Annotated in this window: 15 protein-coding genes; all 15 read left to right on the top strand. The window is 65.6% G+C overall.

Features of this window, described 5'->3' with window-relative positions; translation table 11 throughout:
- Positions 1 to 8: 8 nt before the first annotated feature.
- The 15 genes from V7116_RS10640 (at position 9) to V7116_RS10570 (ending at position 19142) form a co-directional block, all read left to right on the top strand.
- On the top strand, positions 9 to 3269 hold the full coding sequence (locus tag V7116_RS10640) for a phage portal protein (RefSeq protein WP_324391902.1): 3261 nt from the start codon (positions 9 to 11) through the stop codon (positions 3267 to 3269).
- Positions 3262 to 3831: a hypothetical protein gene (locus V7116_RS10635; protein ID WP_324391901.1), complete on the top strand. Its 570-nt coding sequence runs from the start codon at positions 3262 to 3264 to the stop codon at positions 3829 to 3831. The genes V7116_RS10640 and V7116_RS10635 overlap by 8 nt, the downstream gene beginning before the upstream one ends.
- Positions 3832 to 3978: 147 nt before the next feature.
- Positions 3979 to 6207, top strand: a complete 2229-nt coding sequence (locus V7116_RS10630) for a phage major capsid protein (RefSeq protein WP_324391900.1) — start codon at positions 3979 to 3981, stop codon at positions 6205 to 6207.
- Between the two features lie 70 nt (positions 6208 to 6277).
- Positions 6278 to 6706: a hypothetical protein gene (locus V7116_RS10625; protein WP_324391899.1), complete on the top strand. Its 429-nt coding sequence runs from the start codon at positions 6278 to 6280 to the stop codon at positions 6704 to 6706.
- A 47-nt stretch (positions 6707 to 6753) separates the two neighbouring features.
- Complete coding sequence (locus V7116_RS10620) at positions 6754 to 7170, top strand: hypothetical protein (RefSeq protein WP_324391898.1); 417 nt, start codon at positions 6754 to 6756, stop codon at positions 7168 to 7170.
- 89 nt (positions 7171 to 7259) lie between these two features.
- Entirely contained in the window at positions 7260 to 7712 is a 453-nt protein-coding gene (locus V7116_RS10615; protein WP_324391897.1) for a hypothetical protein, read from the top strand.
- 2 nt (positions 7713 to 7714) lie between these two features.
- Complete coding sequence (locus tag V7116_RS10610) at positions 7715 to 8602, top strand: hypothetical protein (protein WP_324391896.1); 888 nt, start codon at positions 7715 to 7717, stop codon at positions 8600 to 8602.
- Positions 8603 to 8610: 8 nt separating this feature from the next.
- On the top strand, positions 8611 to 9087 hold the full coding sequence (locus tag V7116_RS10605) for a hypothetical protein (RefSeq protein WP_324391895.1): 477 nt from the start codon (positions 8611 to 8613) through the stop codon (positions 9085 to 9087).
- A 2-nt stretch (positions 9088 to 9089) separates the two neighbouring features.
- Positions 9090 to 9953, top strand: coding sequence for a hypothetical protein (locus V7116_RS10600; protein WP_324391894.1), 864 nt, complete (start codon positions 9090 to 9092; stop codon positions 9951 to 9953).
- Entirely contained in the window at positions 9953 to 10381 is a 429-nt protein-coding gene (locus V7116_RS10595) for a hypothetical protein (protein ID WP_324391893.1), read from the top strand. Before V7116_RS10600 ends, V7116_RS10595 begins: the two co-directional genes overlap by 1 nt.
- Before the next feature lie 5 nt (positions 10382 to 10386).
- Positions 10387 to 10686, top strand: coding sequence for a hypothetical protein (locus tag V7116_RS10590; RefSeq protein WP_324391892.1), 300 nt, complete (start codon positions 10387 to 10389; stop codon positions 10684 to 10686).
- A complete protein-coding gene (locus tag V7116_RS10585; protein ID WP_324391891.1) occupies positions 10679 to 13483 on the top strand; it encodes a hypothetical protein in 2805 nt (934 codons plus the stop codon). Before V7116_RS10590 ends, V7116_RS10585 begins: the two co-directional genes overlap by 8 nt.
- A complete protein-coding gene (locus V7116_RS10580; protein ID WP_324391890.1) occupies positions 13476 to 13898 on the top strand; it encodes a hypothetical protein in 423 nt (140 codons plus the stop codon). The genes V7116_RS10585 and V7116_RS10580 overlap by 8 nt, the downstream gene beginning before the upstream one ends.
- Complete coding sequence (locus V7116_RS10575; protein ID WP_324391889.1) at positions 13898 to 17314, top strand: hypothetical protein; 3417 nt, start codon at positions 13898 to 13900, stop codon at positions 17312 to 17314. Before V7116_RS10580 ends, V7116_RS10575 begins: the two co-directional genes overlap by 1 nt.
- Entirely contained in the window at positions 17307 to 19142 is a 1836-nt protein-coding gene (locus tag V7116_RS10570) for a hypothetical protein (RefSeq protein ID WP_324391888.1), read from the top strand. The genes V7116_RS10575 and V7116_RS10570 overlap by 8 nt, the downstream gene beginning before the upstream one ends.
- The last annotated feature ends 15 nt before the right edge of the window (positions 19143 to 19157 follow it).

Here is a 19157-nt window from a genome sequence, read left to right as displayed (position 1 = left end):
GGGATCTCGTGAGCGTATTCCTGGTGTCTCGCGCCGATCATGAGCGCGCGTTCCGCGCGGACCTGGACACGTTCGTCTCGAACGCGCTGAATGCGCCGGAGGCGACCGTGCGCGATCTGGCGCGCCTGTACGCCACCTCCACCACCGCGTACCGGGCCGCCAACATTCGCGCCACCGTGCTTTCGCAGGTCCCGTTCCGCGTCGTGGATCGAGACGGCAAGCCGCTCGACGATCACCCGCTCAACCAGCTCATGCGTCACAACGCGGACATGCCGGATATCCTGATGCGCGCCGAGCTGAGCTTGTGCTTCTTCGGTGACACCCTGATCTTCAAGCGGCGCATGGTCTCCGGGCGCGTCACAGGCCTGCAGTGGGTTAACCCCAATGTCTACGAGCCGATGGTCGATACCCATGGGCTGCGCGGGTTCCGGATCATCCACTACGGTGGCACGTACGACCAGGTTGCCGCTGATTTCATCGCCCCTAACGATGGCATCTACCTGCACGGCGTCGACTTCGACGACGATTACGGCGGCGTGTCGCCCGCCGAGAATGCATTCGAGCAGGCGGGCGTGGAGGCCGAAGCCGCGCTGACGGCGCTCTCATTCATGCGCAACCGGGCCATCCCGCTCAGCGTGCTGCAGCCCGCGGACAAAGACACCACCGCTCCGAGCAAAGAGACGCGCAACAAAATGATCGACCTGCTGCGCCGCGTCACCCAGGGAGCCCGCAACGCAGGGCGGACGCTGGTCTCGTCCGGGCGTTGGGAATGGGTGCAGCTCCAGCAGAAGTTCGACGAAGTCGGCATGGAGAAGTTTTACGAGGAGGCGCGCATCGCCGTCTCGATGGCCTTCGACGTGCCGCTCGACCTGCTGCTGCCATCGGAGAGCAGCTACGCTGCGCACTACCAGTCCAACAAAGGCTGGGTGGACTACTGGCTGCGTCCCCGCGCGAACTGGTATGCGCGCAGCATGACGAAGCAACTGGCGGGCGAGCTAGACAACGAGGTGCGCCTGGAGCCGGACTTGAGTGCCGTGCTGCAGCAGGACAAACAGGCGCAGACCAGTGTCGTGAACGCGCAGTTGCAGGCCGGCTACCTGACGCTCTACCAGGCGCAGGTCGACGCGGGCGTGAAAGAGCCGGACGAGTCGCTGAAGGACTATTACATGTTCGGCGGTGTGCCGGTCCATAAGGACCGTATCCCGCTGCTGAGCGACCGGCTGCTGCTCGGCACGTCACACGTGCCCATGCCATCGCCGATCACGCTCACCAGCGGTGCAGGCGACAGCCTGGACGACGAGCCGGCGCAGCTGGCCCCGCGGCCTCCCGCACCAGAGGCGCCGCTGTCAGGGACCACACCTGCACAGGCGCTGCCTGCAGGATCTGCGGTGGCCCCCAGCGCTCCAGCGCCCACCGGATCCCCTGCTAATGCGGGCGAGCAGCGTACAGTCGATGAAATCACCCGGCTGTTGGAGAAGGGCGTCATCACCTTCAACGAGGCACGCCTTCAACTGGGACAGGATGCGATCACCGGTGGCGATTACTTCTGGATGCCCAGAGACAAAGTTCCCGTCACCGTGTCGCAGATGGACAAGGTGCCGGAGCTGACAGCCAGCGTGCCGGTCGGTCGCGGCGAAACCGCAACCGCCGGAGCAGAGCTGGAGCAGGTGATCGGCAGCGAGTCCGATCCCACCGCTCAGCCGCCCGCGCCAGCCAAGAGCGCGGCTCGTATGTCGAGTGATGGCACGCCGTCGGCAACCGTCCTGCTGCGTCTCGAAAATACGCGCACGGTCGAGGCCATCCAGGCCCACCTTCGCCTGCTGCTGCCGGACGACGAGGCCATCCGCTGGACGCGTCCTGAGGACCTGCACGTCACCCTGGTGAGCATCCCCGTGCTGAGCGATGCGTTGGCGATGGAGATGCAGGCGGCGTTCGGCCCGACGATCGGGCGCGCCGTGATCGGTGTTGGCCCGGTGGCGACCTTCAAGCAGGACGACCAGGTCGTCGTGATCCTCGACGTGCAGCCCGACGACTCGCTCCGGGAGCTGCAAGAGCAAATGGTGACGTGGTGCGCGCAGCATCAGATCCCCGTCTCGCCATACAGCATGCCGGGCGACTGGCATCCGCACATCACGCTGGCCTACAGCGCACTCATGGACGTCCAGATCCCGACCTGGGAAGAGACCGTCTCGGTGCACACGGACCGGATCGAGCTGAGCCGGACGGCATATCAGACCAACTGGGTGATCCCTCCGATTCGCGCCGGTGGCCGCACGATTCGCCTGCTGCCGCCAGCACAGTTCGACGAGCTGATCACCGCCAGCCGGGTGCTGGCTCGCCGGGGTGGTGACTATGCCTTCACGCCGGACGCATTGCCGTCAGATGCGGTTGCGCTGCTGCGTGTCCTGGCAACCACAGGGGAGGCGCAGGACGCCATGTACGACCAGGTGAGGCGTCTGCTGCTGGCCGGACCGTCGGCAGCGCGCGCCAATACGGACTACGCCACGCTGGAGACCACCTATCGCGCGGCGCTGTACGAGCTAATCCGCAGCGCATTTGCACACGAGGTCGACCGCCGCGTCTTCGGTGACCGTGGCCGGCGAGAGATCAGCCGCGCCTTCGAAGGCGCGTATCTGGCCGGGCTGTCGGAAGCGGGCATGAAGGACGGCGAGTCTCTCACCGAAGATGAAACAGTCACCCTCAAGTCGCTGCAGAAGGAAGAGCGATCGTACTGGACCGCGCTGGCAAACGAGCTGTATCGCACCGCGCTGCCGTTATGGGACGAGAGCCAGGACCTGCTCGCGCAGCTCGACGGTGAGAGCGATCCGAACGAGCGCGACCGGCTGCGCAGCGAGAGTCTGCAGACGCTGGTGAAGTTCTATCGCGTCCGGGATCAGTTCCTGGCGCGCGTGGACATGTGGACGAAGACGCTGCGCGGTGTCTATCACCAGGCGCTGCTTTCCGGAAAGAAAAACCCGATGGTCATCTGGACGTTGGGGCAGACCGAGGAGCACTGCAAATCGTGCCTGGCCGCAGCGGGCCAAGTGCACCGGCGCTCGACCTGGGACAAGGCTGGCGTGCGGCCACAGTCCCGCACGCTCGAATGCACCGGGCGGAAATGTGACTGCAGCCTCGAGGTCACCGACCAGAAGGCGCAGGGCAACATTCGCAAGATTCCGCTCTTCTCGGCGGACCGTGCTGCACCCGGCGAGCACCCGCACGATCACGAGCATGAGCACGATCAGGATGCAGAGGTGGCGCATGTTTGAGGCAGCGCTCGCCTATGACAAGGACGCGATCGCGGCGATGGCGTGGGCCCTCGAGGCCGCGCCGATCACCACCCTGGAGCAGGCTGAGGACCAGATCGTGCCGTGGTTCGAGGACCAGCTCGACAGCACGCTGCGCCTCGCGCCAGAAAACGTCTTCCATCCGATCGACTGGACGCTGTCGAAACACCCGGAGGATGCAGCCAAGCCGTGGAATACACCGCGCGGTTACTCCCGCCAGAAGGCGGCCTATTTTGCGACGCGCGGTTTCGGTCGCGGCATCCCGACACAGCGCACCAACACCATGATCCGCGCCTGGAAAGTCTACGTGCGCATCCGGCGCTACGAGATGGAGATCGGCGCGCGCAACGAGACGCCGTACACCCGTTACGTGCAGGGCCGCGACCGGCAGGACTTCCATCGCAACACTGGCTGGGCATTCGCACCGGACGTGCTCCAGGAGCTGTCGCCGCAGGCCACCGACCTGCTGCTGCTCGTTTTCCACCAGACGGTACGTGAGGTCGCGCACGGCCAGGTTCATGGCCGCCGGGCGCGCCGGAAGTAGGCGAGACACATGACCATCAACGAGCTACCCGACGACGTGCGCCAGACCCTCGCTGCTGACGAGCAAGCCCAATGGCTCGACGTCTACAACCGTGTGCTGGCGCAGACGGACGACCAGGAGAAGGCGACGATCGCCGCCTGGGGATCCGTGCGTCGCACGCGGGCCGGTTATCGCCGCGCGCCGCTGGCGGTGCGCCAGGATGGTGACCTGATCGTCGTCCGCGGCTGGGGCATGCTGTTCACCAACCCGGAGCACCTGGACGCCTACGACACGTTTTTTGCCACGACGTCACACCTGCTGACCGAGTTCTACCAGGACGCGCCGCTGTGGTACGAGCACGGCATGGATATCGACTATGCCTGGCGTCCGATCGGCAAGCGTCACCGGCTGGAGCTGTATAGCTACGGCATCTGGGTCGAGCACCTGCTGTTTCGCAGCCACCCGCTGCTGAAGCGCACGCTGGAGGAGATCGCCGCCGGGCTGCTGTCCTACAGCTCGGACAGTCTCGCGCACTACGTCGAGACCGGCTTCAACTGGGCCAGCGGGGAGAACCGCGTGTGGCCGCTGGCAGGGTGGTCGTTGACCAAGAACCCTGCCGAGCCCGGGCTGGGCCCGGTCACGCTGGCCGGGTTCGACGCCACGATCCGCGAGCTGGAGCAGGCGTCAGCACGTCGCGTGCCGTATGCGGGCACGACCATCACCATCTCGTCGGCCCCTTCGATTGTTGTGTCCCCGGTGTCTCCGGATGCCGGTTTCCCAAGCCCTACGACGCGGGAGGCGTCCGGGGCCGGGCCAGATCGTCCGATGACTCAGACAGTACCAGGTCCGGCGCGGGAGGCGTCGCTCGCTGGCCTTCGTTCGCTTTTGAACACGAAAGGTAGTAATCCGATGGACCCTGAGACCCTGGCCGCCCTGGCCGATTTCCTGGGCGTCGAGGCGACCCCGGAAGCCGTCGCCGAAGCGCTCCAGATGCTGCTGTCCCAGATCTCCGATTCGGAGGGAGAGGGTGGCACGCAGGCTGCCATGAGCACCGATGCGCCGGCGGTGGACCTCGCCGCCATGCGCGCCGCCCTCGACCTGGCCGACGACGCGTCGGTCGACGATATGCGCGGCGCTCTGGAAAACATGCTCGCTCTGATCGACGTGCCCGATGGCACGCGGGCGTACAACTACAACGCCCTGCGCACGGCGCGCCAGCGCGCGGCGGCGCTGGCCGATCGCACCCCGGCCCCTGCGCCGGTCATCCCGCCGGTGACCACCGGCGCACGCAGCCAGCGCCCGCTTCGCAGCGGCACGCAGGCACCGTATTTCAACCGCGGCGCTGAGCGCCCCGGCATCGTCGACGCAGTCCTGGCGGCCTCGGGCCGTCGTTCGCCCCGGTTCCCCCGCATGAGCACGCGTGACCTGATGCGTTCCGTGGAACATGCCACCCGCACCAGTCGTAACGAGGGCTTCGCCCTGCGCGACGCGGGCGTGAGCTACTCGGACGGGCCGCGCGGCGCGTTCGTGCTCAACGAGGAGATCGCGGCTGAGATCCTCGATCCGCTCATCGCCAACGAGGTCGTGATGGCTGCCGGTGCGGACACGTATCCGATGAACGGCATCCAGTCGCTGACCATCAACAAAATGAACTCGCTGCCCGAGTCCTACTGGGTCGGTGAGAAGCAGGGGGTGCCCGACGGCGCGCCGGGGTGGGGGGTGGTCAACCTCAACCTCAAGACGCTGGCCTGCATGGTGCGCCTGCCGAACCGCTGGCTCCGCACTGCGGGCGGCAATGCCGAGCAGAAGCTCCGCGACGCCATCGTCGATTCGATGCGTCTCAAGATGGACCTGTCCTTCTTGATCGGCACGGGGGGCAAGCCCGCGGATGGCTCGACCGGCAGTGAGCCGCTGGGCCTGCTTCATACGCCTGGCGTCAACGTGCGCAGCAGCTACGGCGGCGCGCCGGACCTGCCGATGCTCAAGGGCATGACCAAGCAGCTCAAGCTGTCCAACGTCGAATCGTCCCCCACGTGGGGGTGGATCGGCAATCCCAGCCTGTTCACCGAATACGACTACATGGTCGATACCAACGGCCAGCCGATCCTGCGCGAAAACTGGTCCGAGGACCGTCGCAGCGCGCGCCTGGTGGGTTACCCCACGCACGAGACGACGCAAATCCCGCAGAACGAGGGTGACGGGAACAACGAGACGACCCTGTTTTTCGGCGAGTGGAAGTATGCAGTCGTCGGCTACGGGACCGACATCGAGCTGCTCGTTTCCGAGCACCGGTTTATCGACAGCCTGGAGACGGTCATCCTGGCCTTCATCGACGTCGACTTCGGCGTGCTGTACCCGCCGGCGTTCAGCGTCCAGCCGGGCATCCAGATCTCGTAGGTCCGCTCACTCGTTAGTCGGACCGTTGTCCAAACCAGTCATGGCCGAGAGGGGGCGTCAGCCCCCTCCAGTGAAAGGGCAAAACCTCATGTTCGATACGGCTTCTCAGCTCGCCGTCAAGCGCCTGCTGCCGGCAGCCACCATCGCCGCCACCGCCAACGGTGACGCGGTGGATATCTCGGAACTGGAGCGCAACCTCCTGCTCGTGCTGGACAGCGCGGCGGGGTCGGGCACGAACCCGACCTTGACCATCACGCTCCAGGAGCGCGCGTCAGCGTCCGACACCTGGGGCGCGGTCCCAGCGGACGCGCTGTACGACCCGGCCACCGGTGAGGCGGCCACCTTCGACGTCGTCGAGGACGCGGCCAGCGTGCAGACCCTGGCGCTGCGTCGTGATCGTCTGAAGGCGCAGATCCGCGCCGTCGCCACCCTGGGCGGCACGGACACGCCGAGCTTCGTCGCCACGCTGTACGCCGTCGGCCTGAGCAAGTACGTCTAAGACGTACGCGCCCAGCATCGACCGAATCTGATCCAGGAGAGACTCGTATGAGCCTGGCACAAGTCACCAACACCGGCGTCCACACGCGTGACGGTTTCGGCCCGGTCCAACTGGGCGGGGCGGTCAACGCGCGGTTTGGCACGCTGGACTACACCGACACGACAGCCAAGCGCCTGTTCCGCCTGCCGAAGGGGGCGGAGATCGTCGGCTGGATGGTCAACATCCCGACCGCGTTCGACGCCAGCACTGGCAACGTGCTGGACCTCGGCGATGGTACGACCGCAAACCGGTTCGCAAACGACCTGGCGCTCGGCACTGCCGGGCAGGTCGTGACCGGTTTCGATCCGGCTGAGATGGCGACCCCGCTGGCCGCGGACACGGACGTCTACGCGACCTACGTGCCCACCGGCGACGCCGCGACCGAAGGCGCAGCGCAGGTGATCTGCCTGTTCGTGATGCGGTAAACGGCTCGCGCCGGGACGGGTCTCTGGCCCGGCGCGACGATCATTTTCTGCCGGAAATGTGACGGCGGCTGCCGTCTTGAGGAGATGCGATGAACATCAGCAAGATCCCGAAGCGAAACACGCACGGATTCACTCTGCGCGCGGGCCAGATGGTGCTCAGCGACTCGGCCCTCTCAGCGCACAGCGGGAAGCAGCTCAGCGCCGGCGGCGTGCGGCAGTTCGTGCCCGGCCTCCAGCGCGGCCAGTACACGCTGACCTATGTCGTCGGTGCAGACGAATTCCGGAACATGTCGAAGCGCCAGCACGAGCGCATCCACGACAAGGCACGCAAGTGGCTGGAGGAGGTCCTGGCGGCGGCGAACCAGCCGGTCGAGGAATCTGCTCCGGAGGGTGACGGCGAGCTGGTCGTCACTGCCGATGCCGCCGCGACGGACCCCGGCCCGGATGCACCGGTGATCGTGGATGAGGTCACGCCCGACGCGCCTGCAGTCGACGAGACTCCAGCGCCGACGGATGAACCCTCGACCAAGAAAGGCAAGTAGCCGTGAGCTGCTACGCCTCGCTCGCCCAGGCTCGTGCGGAGATCCGCGTCGAAGCGGACGACACGTCCGGCGACGGCTACATGCGTCGCGCCCTGGAACACGTCTCGGCCCGCATCGACCAGATCGTCGGCTTCTCGTTCGAGCCGCAACTGGAGACGCGTACCTACGACGCGCTGGGGCCACACATCGAGGACCTGCGCAACCTGATGCATCTCGATGGCCCGCTCCTGGCTCTGACGAGCCTGACGGTGGACGGTGAGGTCATCCCGGACGGCGAGGTGATGCGGCTTCCGCTGCGGCCTGAGTACGGCCCATCACCGTACGGCAGCCTGGGGTACACGCAAGCCAGCGGGCGATCCTTCGCTCGCGCTGTGACCGGCGACTGGCGGGGCGCGATCCAGGTCGACGGCCTCTGGGGTTACCGGCATCCGCGGTACACCGACGCCTGGGAAGACAGCCTGGACGCGCTGGCCGACGATCTGACGGCGAGCGACCGGTCTCTGTCGGTGGACGATGCCGACGGCGAAACCCTCGACGGCGAGACGGGGCGCTTCAGTCCGGGCCAGCTCTTGCGGCTCGACGACGAGCTGCTGCGCGTGCTGGCCGTGGACAGTGAGACCGACACGGTGCGCGTGCGCCGTGGGGTCAACGGGACCGAAGCCGCCGCGCATACCAGCGGGACGGCGATCGACGTCTGGATCCCCGACCCGGTCGTGAACCGGGCGGCGATCCGCTGGGCAGCGCTGCTCTACGCGCGACGTGGCGCGTTCGAGGAGATCCAGATCGACGGCGTGGTGCGCGTGATGTTTCCGAAGGACGCCCCGCCGGAGACGACCAATGCGCTTGAACCGTACACCGGTCTCTTCGATGAGCCGCTGCTGGCGGTCTAGGAGTAGCCATGAGTCTGCCACTGGCCCTTGATGGGGTGCTCGATCGGCTGGTGCTGCTGGAGCGGAAGGCACTGCCGGACGCTAAAAACGCCGTGCGGTACGAGGTCTACGTACAGCACAACGTCCCGTATTGGACGAATCGTGTGGGCAACTGGCAGAAAGCGAGTGGGTCTGGGAGCACGGCGTTGTGGATCGTCACGATCCACCCGCGCCTGGTCATGGGCCACCTCACGGAGGGCTACGAAGGCACGAACCAGAGTCAAGGCCCGCTGCTGATCGCCCAGGCCGTGGAGTACTTCGACGTCCATAACCACCTGATCGATCTGGACGACGAGGCCACCAGCGATCCCGTGCGCTGGCTGGCTCCGGAGCCGATCCGCATAGGCGGAGGCCGCACGGGCTATTCAGCGATCGCAAAGACAACGCAGCACGTGGCCGAACTGGACCTGACGGTCACGCTGGCTGTGTCCTATGGAGGAATCTAGCTATGCCTGTAAACGTACGAGAACTCATCGCGGCAGGGTTCGACTATGCCCTGCTCGCGCTGCTCGACGGTGACGGCTACCCGATGGGGTTGGCCGGGTCGCTGTCGAACGGGGCTGGTGTGGGGCTGCAGATCATGAAGGGCGTCCAGACGGCCAACCTGAACGTGCCCAACGCCGAGCGCATCACCATCACCGGCCAGAACCGGCCTCAGGGCACGTTTATCTTCCCGCCGAACGAGTATCCGTCGTTCGACATCGAGACCTCGATCCTGAACATGGACCAGGCTGCGGCGTTCGAGGACCAGATGGTGCGCGACGTCGGCAGCATGTCCATCCACCCGATCTCCGGCGACACGGTGTATTACCGCGACGCCATGATCTGGCTGCTCAGCCAGGCGACGAGCAAAGAGGACGGCTCGGATGGCCTGAGCTGCGTCTACGGGTTGCTCGGCCCGCGCGCAAAGGTCGCGTATCTCGGCCCGGGCAGCTTCCAGGAGCGGACCGGGCGTGCATTCCGCATGGCCGTGTCGCTCAACCCCACCAGCAAGTACCCCTGGGGCGAGGCGCTCGCGGTCGAGACCGACGGCGTCAACAACGCGCCGCTGTTCGAGACCACGACCGAGTACTGGCCCGGGCTGTACACGTTCCAGGGTGACGGCACGGCGGACGAGATCACGCTCGACTACGTGCCCGACGGCGACCACACGAGCAGCAAGATCAAGGTGTGGACGGAAGGCGAAATCCTGGCGGCCACCACGGACTACACGGCCACGCCCGCGTCGAAGCTGGTCGCGCTCCAGGTGGGTGCTGTGCCCGCCGCGGCGGAACGCAGCGTCGTGTGGTATGAGCACCGCCGGTGGGCCTGATGACCGACAAAACGAAGCTGGCAGTTGAGGAACGCGCGCAGACGGTCGAGGTGGACGGGGTGCAGATCTCGTTCCGCCCGCCGCTCGTGCGCGACATGATCGCCGCCGACCGGATCGTGATCCGGCTCGCACCGCCGACATCTGGCGATGACGAGGACGCAGCCGCCACAGACGGCGTGCAGCGCTACTACGAGCGCCAGTTCGCACGTGTGGTCACGCAGATCGACGACGCCGGGCGCAAGGCGTTGGACCTGCCCGCGGTGGACGCGCCCGCCCACACTCTGCGCAAGGCCTTCGAGGCCTTCCAGGGATGGCCGAAGCCGCGCTACCAGCAGATCTACATGGCGCTGGAAGAGGCCGATGCGCCGCCCGGACCGAAGGACACTCAACCTCCGTCGCAGCTCACGGAGGAAGAGCGAAAAAACTAGCAGACGTGCGAAAGCGGTTCCGGCGGGAGGAGCGCCGGTGGTATGCCACTTTCGTACAGAAAGAACCTGGGCGCATCAAGGAGCCGGACGACTGGGGCTACAACTACCCGAAGTGGTACGTCCGGCTCTCATTCCAACTGTTCCTGATGTCCGGTTTCACCAAGATGGACCGCGCGGGCGGCATCGAGGACCAGGACCTGTTGTGGATCGATGACATGATGCTCGCCTTACTCCTCCGGGCGTACCAGGAACAACCGTACTCCGACACGCTGGCCGGGTACTTCAACAGGAAAAATAATGGCTGACCAGGTCGAAACCGCCATCCTCGCCGTCGAGCCCGACGAGGCATCATTCCGCAAGTCACGCGCGCAGCTGGAGCTGCTCGATGCGCGTGTCAAGCTGGCCGCGTCGCGGCTGGATGACATCCGGCGAGCCGGGCAAAATGCAAAAGACGGCTTCCAGGTCACCGAGAGCGGCGCGACGCGGGCCTACAAGGCGCTCTACGACGTGCGCAAAGCCGAGCTGGACTATGCCGCCGCGGTCGAGCGCAGCGCGCAGTCGCAGGGCAAAGCCATCCAGGCCGAGTCCAAGCGGCGGCGCGAGGTCGAGCAGACGGCGGATGCTACTCGACAGGCGCGCGAGGAAGACGAGCGGCGGTACGATGCCCAGGTTCGCGCCGCGGCACAGAACGTCGAGACCTACGGCGACCTGGCCTCGCGCGGCACGGCCCTGGCCGGGCTGGCCAGTGGCGTCGGGGCGGGCGGTGTCAGCCAGGGACTATATCTTGGTGCAGACGTGCTCGACTCGGTTGAGGCCATTGGCCGTGCGCCCGCAGAACTCTCGAAGGTGGCCGCGGAGATCGGGGTGTCCACCGCGGCGCTGGGCGCATTCGGGGCGGGCACGGTCGCGTTGAGTGCCGGGATCTACGCCGTCATCCAGTCGCACAAGGACTACGAGGCGGAACTGGAGGCGTTCCAGGCGCGTTTGAAGTTGCAGCTCGACGCAGAGGACGAGCGAGCGCGGATCATCTCGCAGTCGACGAGCGAGCAGCTCCAGGGTGCAATCGACCAGGCGCAGGCCGAGAAGTCGCTGGCCGATGAGCGCAGCGCCTACTACAGGGCCCTGAAGGGCGACCAGCAGACGATGCGGGATGCGGCGGACGAGCTGTCCGGTATCTGGGACCTGCTCTCGCCGGGCGAGCAAAAGCAAAAGCTCGAGGAGTTCAACCAGACGTACGGCGAGCAGCTGCAAGCCCTGAGTGATATCGCTGCCGAAAACGACCAGATCTTCGATGCACAGGTGCAGAACTATGACAATTTGACCGAATCCTGGACCCTCGCAGGCAAAGCCATTGAAACGTATAGCGAGCAGCAGACGAAGTGGATCGAATCAGCTCGGGACGCGGCTGCAACTGCTCGTGATTTTACCGAGGCGCTAGACAGCAATACGGTAGCTCAAAACGACCGTATCGCCACGATGAAAGCCGATGCCGAAGGTGCAAGGCGAGCGGCTGAAGAGATCGCTCAGGCTCGGTTGGAGCAGTTTACTCGTGAGGAAACCTGGACCAGCGAACAGGTGCGGTCGCGTCTGGAAGCTATCGATCGCGAGCGTCGCGCGCTGGAGGCTCAGAAAGAATCACTAGAAACCTCCGCCGAGTACATGATCGACACTTCGGACGCGATGGAAGCACTCGGTGATGAATTCGAAGCTTTGCGACTGGAAGAGTATCGGCTTACCGCTCAAATCTTGCCCGCCGCCGAAGCCCGCGAGCGCGAAACGAAGGCCGCTGAGGACTTCAAGAATCGCCTCGAAGACATTCAAAAGGCGATGGAGACGGCGACGGATCGGGCCGCCACCTATCTCCAATCGATGCACGACCTGACCGCCAGCTACGAGAAGGACACGGCGCGCACGACGGCGCAACGGGATCTGGCAGATCAGCGCGACCAAGCAGACGCGGTCCGGGCAGCGCTCAAAGCCCAGCGTGATTTCGTCGCGGCGGAAATCAAAGCCGAGCGCAGCGGCCTGGCCGAACGGCAGAAGATCATCGACGGCCTGGCGGCGGACCTGGCAGCCGAAGAGGCCGAAGGCGCAGAGGACCGGCGGAAGGCGCTCGCTGACTTCCGGGATGAAGACACCAAGGCGACGAAGGAACATAACAAGCGCCTGCTGGAGATCAGCCGCGAGGCCAACAAGAGCCTGCGCGACGCGCTCCGGAGCCGCGACGTCGATGCAGCCTGGGCAGCACTCGAACGCGGCCAGGAACAGATCACCGCCGAAAACGAGACCAACGCCGAGCAGCGCCAGCAGCGCCAGGAAGAGCTGGATAAGCAGCTCGCGGATCTGACCGCCTCCCTCGACAAAGAAGCCGACAAGAAGCGTGCCGCGGCGCAGGAAGCGTTGACCGCCCTGACCGCCCAGCTCGCGGAAGAAAAGGCCACGCGCCTGCAGGCGTACCAGGATCAGCGCACCGCGGACGAGGAATCCCGCCGACTGCGCCTCGACCGGCTGGCGGAGGACCGCGCCATCGAAGACGCGGCGCGTGAGCAGGCCTATCAGGATCAGCAGCAGCAGCTCTGGAACAACCTGACGGGCCAGGACAACATCTACAAGACCGGCTTCGACCGCATCAAGACGACCGTCGAGAGCAAGTTCAAAGAGGCCATCGAGAACCCGATCATCAAAGGGTTGGCCTCGATCCTCACTGGCTCCGCGACGTCGTCGACTTCCATCTCCAATACGGCGAAGGCAACCACCGGCAGCTACACGGCCAACTACGGCGTCCGCCAGGGCTGGAATCGCTTCAACTTCAACATCGGCTCGTTCGCCGACGGCGGCGACGTGCTGCCCTACTCCGATATCCTGGTCGGGGAGCGGGGCCCAGAGTGGCTGCGACTGTTCAATCCGGCCACCGTCTACTCCCACGGCCAGACACCGCCCATGGGCGGCGACACCTACCTGACGCTGAACGCCCCGATCACCGGCGTCGAATCGCCGCAGGACGTCGTGGAAGCATTCGAGAACCAGGTGCTGCCGCGCCTCACGTCCGCGCTGCAGCAGTTCAGCAGCGGCCAACACGCACGAGGGTATCGCTATGGCTAACCAGCACGAGATCGCACCCGGTCACAACCAGGAGGCTTCCCTGCTGCCGTTCCACCAATTGGAGCCGCCGTTGTTCCGCGAGTACTGGGATCCGACCAACCTGGAGGTGGAGTGGATCGACGCGCAGGACTGGGACGCCGACGGCAACCAGCAGCCGGTTCCCATCGGATACCCCAGCGAGATCATCCGGTTCACCGTGCTGTCGATCGACGAGCTGGCATATATCAAAAGCCTCTGCACCGATCCCCGCGGCTTCAGCGGCCCGGTCACACGCCGGACCTACAACGCCACGACGAAGACCTGGATCGTGGCCAACGGCACGCTGATCTACCCACGCGGCGATCGGCGCACCTCACGGCAGGGCTACTGGACGAACGTGCGGGTGGAAATCATCGATCTGGTGGAGATTCCCTGATGCCCGCCTATTCCACCGGTGACCTCAACCTGGTGCGCAGCCACCCACAGCGTGTGAAGCGGTACGTGAGTGTTGCGCCGCGCGCGGTGCTGTTCCAGACGCAGGTCGAGAGCGTGACGACGGATGCCGACACGGGCGGCGTGGTCGCGCTGACCTGGACGGGCACGCTGGCAGGGTCGTGGGAGGCAGTCACGCCGGACCTGACGCTCGACGTGGGCACGACGGCTGGCGCGCACGACGTCGGGCAGCTGCGAGTACGCAAGGCCGCGACGGCCACGACGCTGTATGTCGCAGAAGAATCACCCGGTCACATGGCCGTCGCGGCGGGGCACTATCTGACCGTGCGCGACGAGTACCGGATCTGGACCCGGCTGAACCTGCTGCGTGAGATCAGCACCGGTGGGCTGCTTCAGGCCTTTACTGAGTATAAGGACTACGACGTCGCCTACAGCTCCGGTTACGCGGCCCTGCCCCCGCTCGCCAATATCGACCTCAAACCGGCGGGCTTCGTCGATGCAGGGCAGACGTATCGCACGGTGCAGCTCAGCGCCAGCCGGTCGGCGGCGGTATACCCAAACGCGACGCTGGTCGGTTATCTCTGGGATATCGCCGACGGCACGCTCGTCGCGGGCACGCTGGGCGATGCGACGATCACGGTGCGCTTCCCGGCCACCACGACCTTCCGGCACATCTCGCTCCAGGTCACCGACTCCAACGGCGCGAGCAGCGTCGCGTATCGCGGCGTCTGGGTCCACGATGCGGATCACCCGCCCCAGACGGTGCTGCGGGTGGACCGTGACAGCCGTGTGCTGGGCCGCGAGATGCAGTTCACGTTCTTCGGGCGCACCACGGACGCCTCCGAGACAGTGATTCCGGAGGGCGCGACGATCTGCTATTGGGAGCTGGCCGTGTTTGGCCCGGCGGCCAGCGCGCCGCCCAGCGGCTACATCGACCAGTTCGTCGGCTGGATCATGCACGATATCGTGCTGCACGCCCCGCGCTCGACGTACACCATTTCCGTCTCCGGCCCTCATTACTGGTTGGACCAGATCACCGGCCCACAGTACCGGCTCAACCGGAACGTCACCCCGACGGTCTGGACGGATCTGCCGCTGCTCAGCCCGGACATGATCGTCTACACCCTGCTGCGCTGGCACACGACCGCCCTCAATGTCTGCTCGCTCTTCCTCAGCGGGGTAACGAACGAATGGCTCATGCCGTCGATCGCCAAGGCGTCGATCTGGCAGCAAATGACCAACGAGCTGAACGGCTACATGGGCCGGGCACGCTGCGACAGCCTGGGCGCGATCTGGCTGCGCCAGCGCGCGAATTTCCTGACGACCGACGAGCGGACCGCCCGGGGGGTGACGTGCACGCTCGGCGCGGAGAGCTGGCGCGCCGAGGAAGGCGTGAGCATCGCCACCGACTACAACGAGCCGGTCGGCCTGGTCGTGGCAAACGGCTTCGCCTACGAGGTCGGCATGAAGAGCTACGCGCCGGGCGATACGCCCGGACCCGGCTCTACGGTCGAGATGCCGGCTCAGGCGCTGGCCCTGTGGTATCCGCAGGCGTATCTCAACCGCATCGCCGGGGACTACCTGGCCGATGCGAACAACCCGCGCCCGGACGAAACGATCCGGCTGCTGGGCAATCTCGATATTGTCGAGCCTGCCTGGGACGAGTTCGTGCAGTTCGATCTGCCGGCAGAGGGCAACCTGCGCGGCCAGGACCTGTCGAGTCACCGGTGGACCGTCGACCGGGTCGAGGTCAGCCACGTCGGTGATCAGAAGCAGATCCGCTGGTCGCTCGTTCAGGAGACGCAGGGCATCCCCGGCAAGACGGTGCCCATCGACGAAAACGCCGTGACGCCCCTCGTGCCTGACGATTTCAACCCGGCGCAAAGCGGCACGTCCGAGCAGCCGGAGCTGGCCCCCGAGCTGCTGCCGGATGGGGAGCAGTTCTCTCTGGTCACAAGCGGCGGGCTGCTGGTGACCTGCACCGGCTGGCGCAGCGAACCGACGTGGGGACTGGGTCTCGACCTGGCCGCGGCGGGGGCCGACGGCGACGTGCTTAGCGCATGCGCTGATGCGTTCAGCCCGGGCTGGAACCCTGACGTGGGCGGGGCAATCAACGCCAAAATTGCTACGGTGGGCGGGATCGCCGACGTCGATGACCTCTACGGCAGCCCGGCACTAACGACCCGCCACACATTCGCCGCTGACACGGATCGCCGGATCATCCACACCGAGCGTGGCGTGGATGGCTTCTGGGCCGTCGTATCGGTACACGACGATGGCGTGCGTCTGGCGGCGGCCACCGACGGCACGACGTGGGCCGAGCATCTCGTCAGCAGCGTCATGATTGCCGGCACAGCCGGTGTGGGCGCGCTGATCGAAACGCTGAACGTCGATTCGCGCTCCGCGTCGGGCGCGACGAGCACAACCTCGCTCACCGCCGGGACGACCTACCTGATCCGGATCACCGGCAGCTGGATCTACAGCTCGACCATTACGCTCACCCGTCGGCGCGATGCCATCTACGACCGGACGGATCTGTCGATGGCGAACTGGGTGCGCGCGAACAACGTGGCGATCGACGGATCACCACGGACGCCGATCGACGATACGCCGAACACGGAGCACGTGTACGAATTCCTGTACACTGCGCCGGGCGGCACGGTCAACGTCAAGCACATTGACTCGGTGTACTCCGATAATTCCGGCACGTTCGTGGCGGAAATCTACGAATACACCGTTGGCCTGCCGTCTGGCAGCCTGCCCACTCCTACCCTGGCCGTGTCGGGCAAACGAGCTGGTCGGCTCATCCTGGGTGCGTATATCTCGTCTGGCGGGCTGCCGGTCGGGGAGCTGTTCGAGAGCACCGACTATGGCGCATCGACCAGCCAGGTCGACACCCCGGCGACCGACTTCGGTTTAGCACTAGGCGGCCATCTCCACGTCCCGTGGGACGGCGACGACCTGCTGTCCTACTGGTGTAAGGTGCTGGTTGACGCAAACGCCGCGCGCCGCACGGAACTGGGCGGCCTGGCGATCAGTGACCTGGGCGCAGGCGGCGGCCCGGTCGGTGACAAAGCCTTCGACTCGAATCCCAATAACCGGCAGCACGTCGCCATGAGCAACGTGCGAGCAGACGGTTACCGACGGATCGAGGTCTCCCGGTATGGCGGCGCGTCGGGGACGTGGCAGCCATTGACTGACTGGCTCGCGCCCGAGGTGTGTTATTCAGGCGTGGCAATCTCCGGCAGTGACACGTTGTATATGTTTGGCCCTGCTGGGATCGCCGTCGCGCCCAACCTCGGTCCGGACGTCATCGACAAGACAAGCAATCTCTTCACGGATTTCCCCGGGGCGGGGGCCGTTATCGCGCTGATCGGAGGGCCGGTATTCAGTGGCTGAGTCACCGTACTCGACGTTCATCCGGCTCTTGTTCCAGGCCGTGGAAGCGGCCAATGCCGTCCAGCAGCAGGGCATCCCGGCCAAGTTGGGTTTTGCCCCGCCCGGACAGCAGTACCAGGTGCAGGACGCCGACGATCCGAACTACGTCTACGTGCGCTTCCAGGCCGGGCAGGGTCCGGCACGGGGCTGGGAGCGGGCACTGAGCATGGGTCGGGTCAACCCGATCGATAACCTGCCGGTGCGCGTGCAGCTCGTCGGCAAGGAATATCAGGTATTGGGACCAGACGGCATCGAGGCAGCGATCTTCGATGGCGGCGTCGGCGTCGGCGTCGGCGTCGGGCCACACTATCACGATTTCGGGCCGCTGTTCGAATTCGTATCTGAGCACCGGCTCAAGCCCGGGCTGCTCACACCCTACGCGCCAGATGGCAAGACCTACACGACTAAGTGTTTCGTCGAGGCCTTTGTCTATGTCTTGGATGGCGTGCGGCATTATGTGGACCGCCAGCCGACGGCAGACCTCACCAGCCACTGGCCATCGTTAACCGGCAAACGCCTGGTGGCCGTGGGCTATGACACCGGTGCGCAGCAGCTCGTGTATGCGGATGGCAGCGTGGTCGGCAATACCATCACGCTCGGCCCGGCGGATCTGGCCGCCCTCACGCTGACCGGCACAGGGGTGGTGATCCCGCTGGACGGGGTGGTGCTGAAATACGGCACGACGCAGATCGACAAGAGCACGGCCTTCGTCCGGCATGGGCGTCCGCTTCTAGCCGGTCTGATCTACGACCCGGCTACCGCGCAGTTTAATGCCAGCCAGCTCCAGGGCCGCGACGTGGCGGAGACTGCACCGACCGATGGGCAAGCGCTGACCTGGAACGGCGACGACGGAATCTGGGAGCCGGGCGACGTCGCTGGTGGCAGCGGCGGCCACGAGATCCAGGACAACGGGACGCCGCTCATGCAGCGCACGGGGCTCGATTTTGTGCCCGGCGCGGGCATCGCCTGGTTGCTGGCCGACGACAGCGTCAACGATGCAACGGAAGTGAGCGCCGAGCTGGACATCGCCGGGTTAACCGAGGACGCCGCGCCGGTGGGCGCGACCAGCTACGTGCCGGTGCTGACTGCGGGTGGCCTGAAAAAAACCGCACTGACCGATCTGCCGGCAGGGTCTACGACCGACGCGGCGGCGCTGCACACGAATGTGGCAGGGGAGATGGCGGGGCTCACCGAGAAGGAAACACCGGTGGCCGCGGACCTGCTGATCATCGAAGACAGCGAGGACAGCAATACCAAGAAGCTGATCCAGGTCGGGAGCCTGGGCGGCGGGGGCACGACGACCAACCTGCTGCGCATCAATCTCGCCGGTACGACGACGACCGAGGGGTGCAGCCGGACGGGTGATTCGAGCAGCAGTTACAGCCAGGCATTTACTGAGATATCTATAGCCAAGCCGATCCTGCTGCATCAGGTCATCGCCGACATCGCTGCGGGGGGAACGTATGGAATCACTATTTGTGTGGGGCCGCGCGGCTCTACCATCAACGCCACGCCTGACGGCATTCAACTGATTCACTTTGGATCGGTGACTGTTGCCGGGCTGACTCCGGGACAGGTATTCACTCCGCCTTCGGACTTCTTGATTTTGCCGGGCGTTTACTGCATTGGATTGGTGCGCGAATCCGGCACGTCGCCAATGGCCGTCTCATCGGGAGAGGCCTCATACAGCTACTCGTTTCACAACAACCGGGGTATCGCTACCAGCGCCTCGCGCATTCCGTTCCGGCTGGTGGCCTACCCGGGTGCATTCGAATTGGTGACGGGATAAGGCGAGGTAGTGAAG

It is taken from the genome of Aggregatilinea sp. (assembly GCF_036822615.1).
Classification (GTDB): Bacteria; Chloroflexota; Anaerolineae; order Aggregatilineales; family Aggregatilineaceae; genus Aggregatilinea.
Note: the sequence above shows the minus strand (reverse complement) of the source record. Positions and strands in the feature narration are given on the sequence as shown.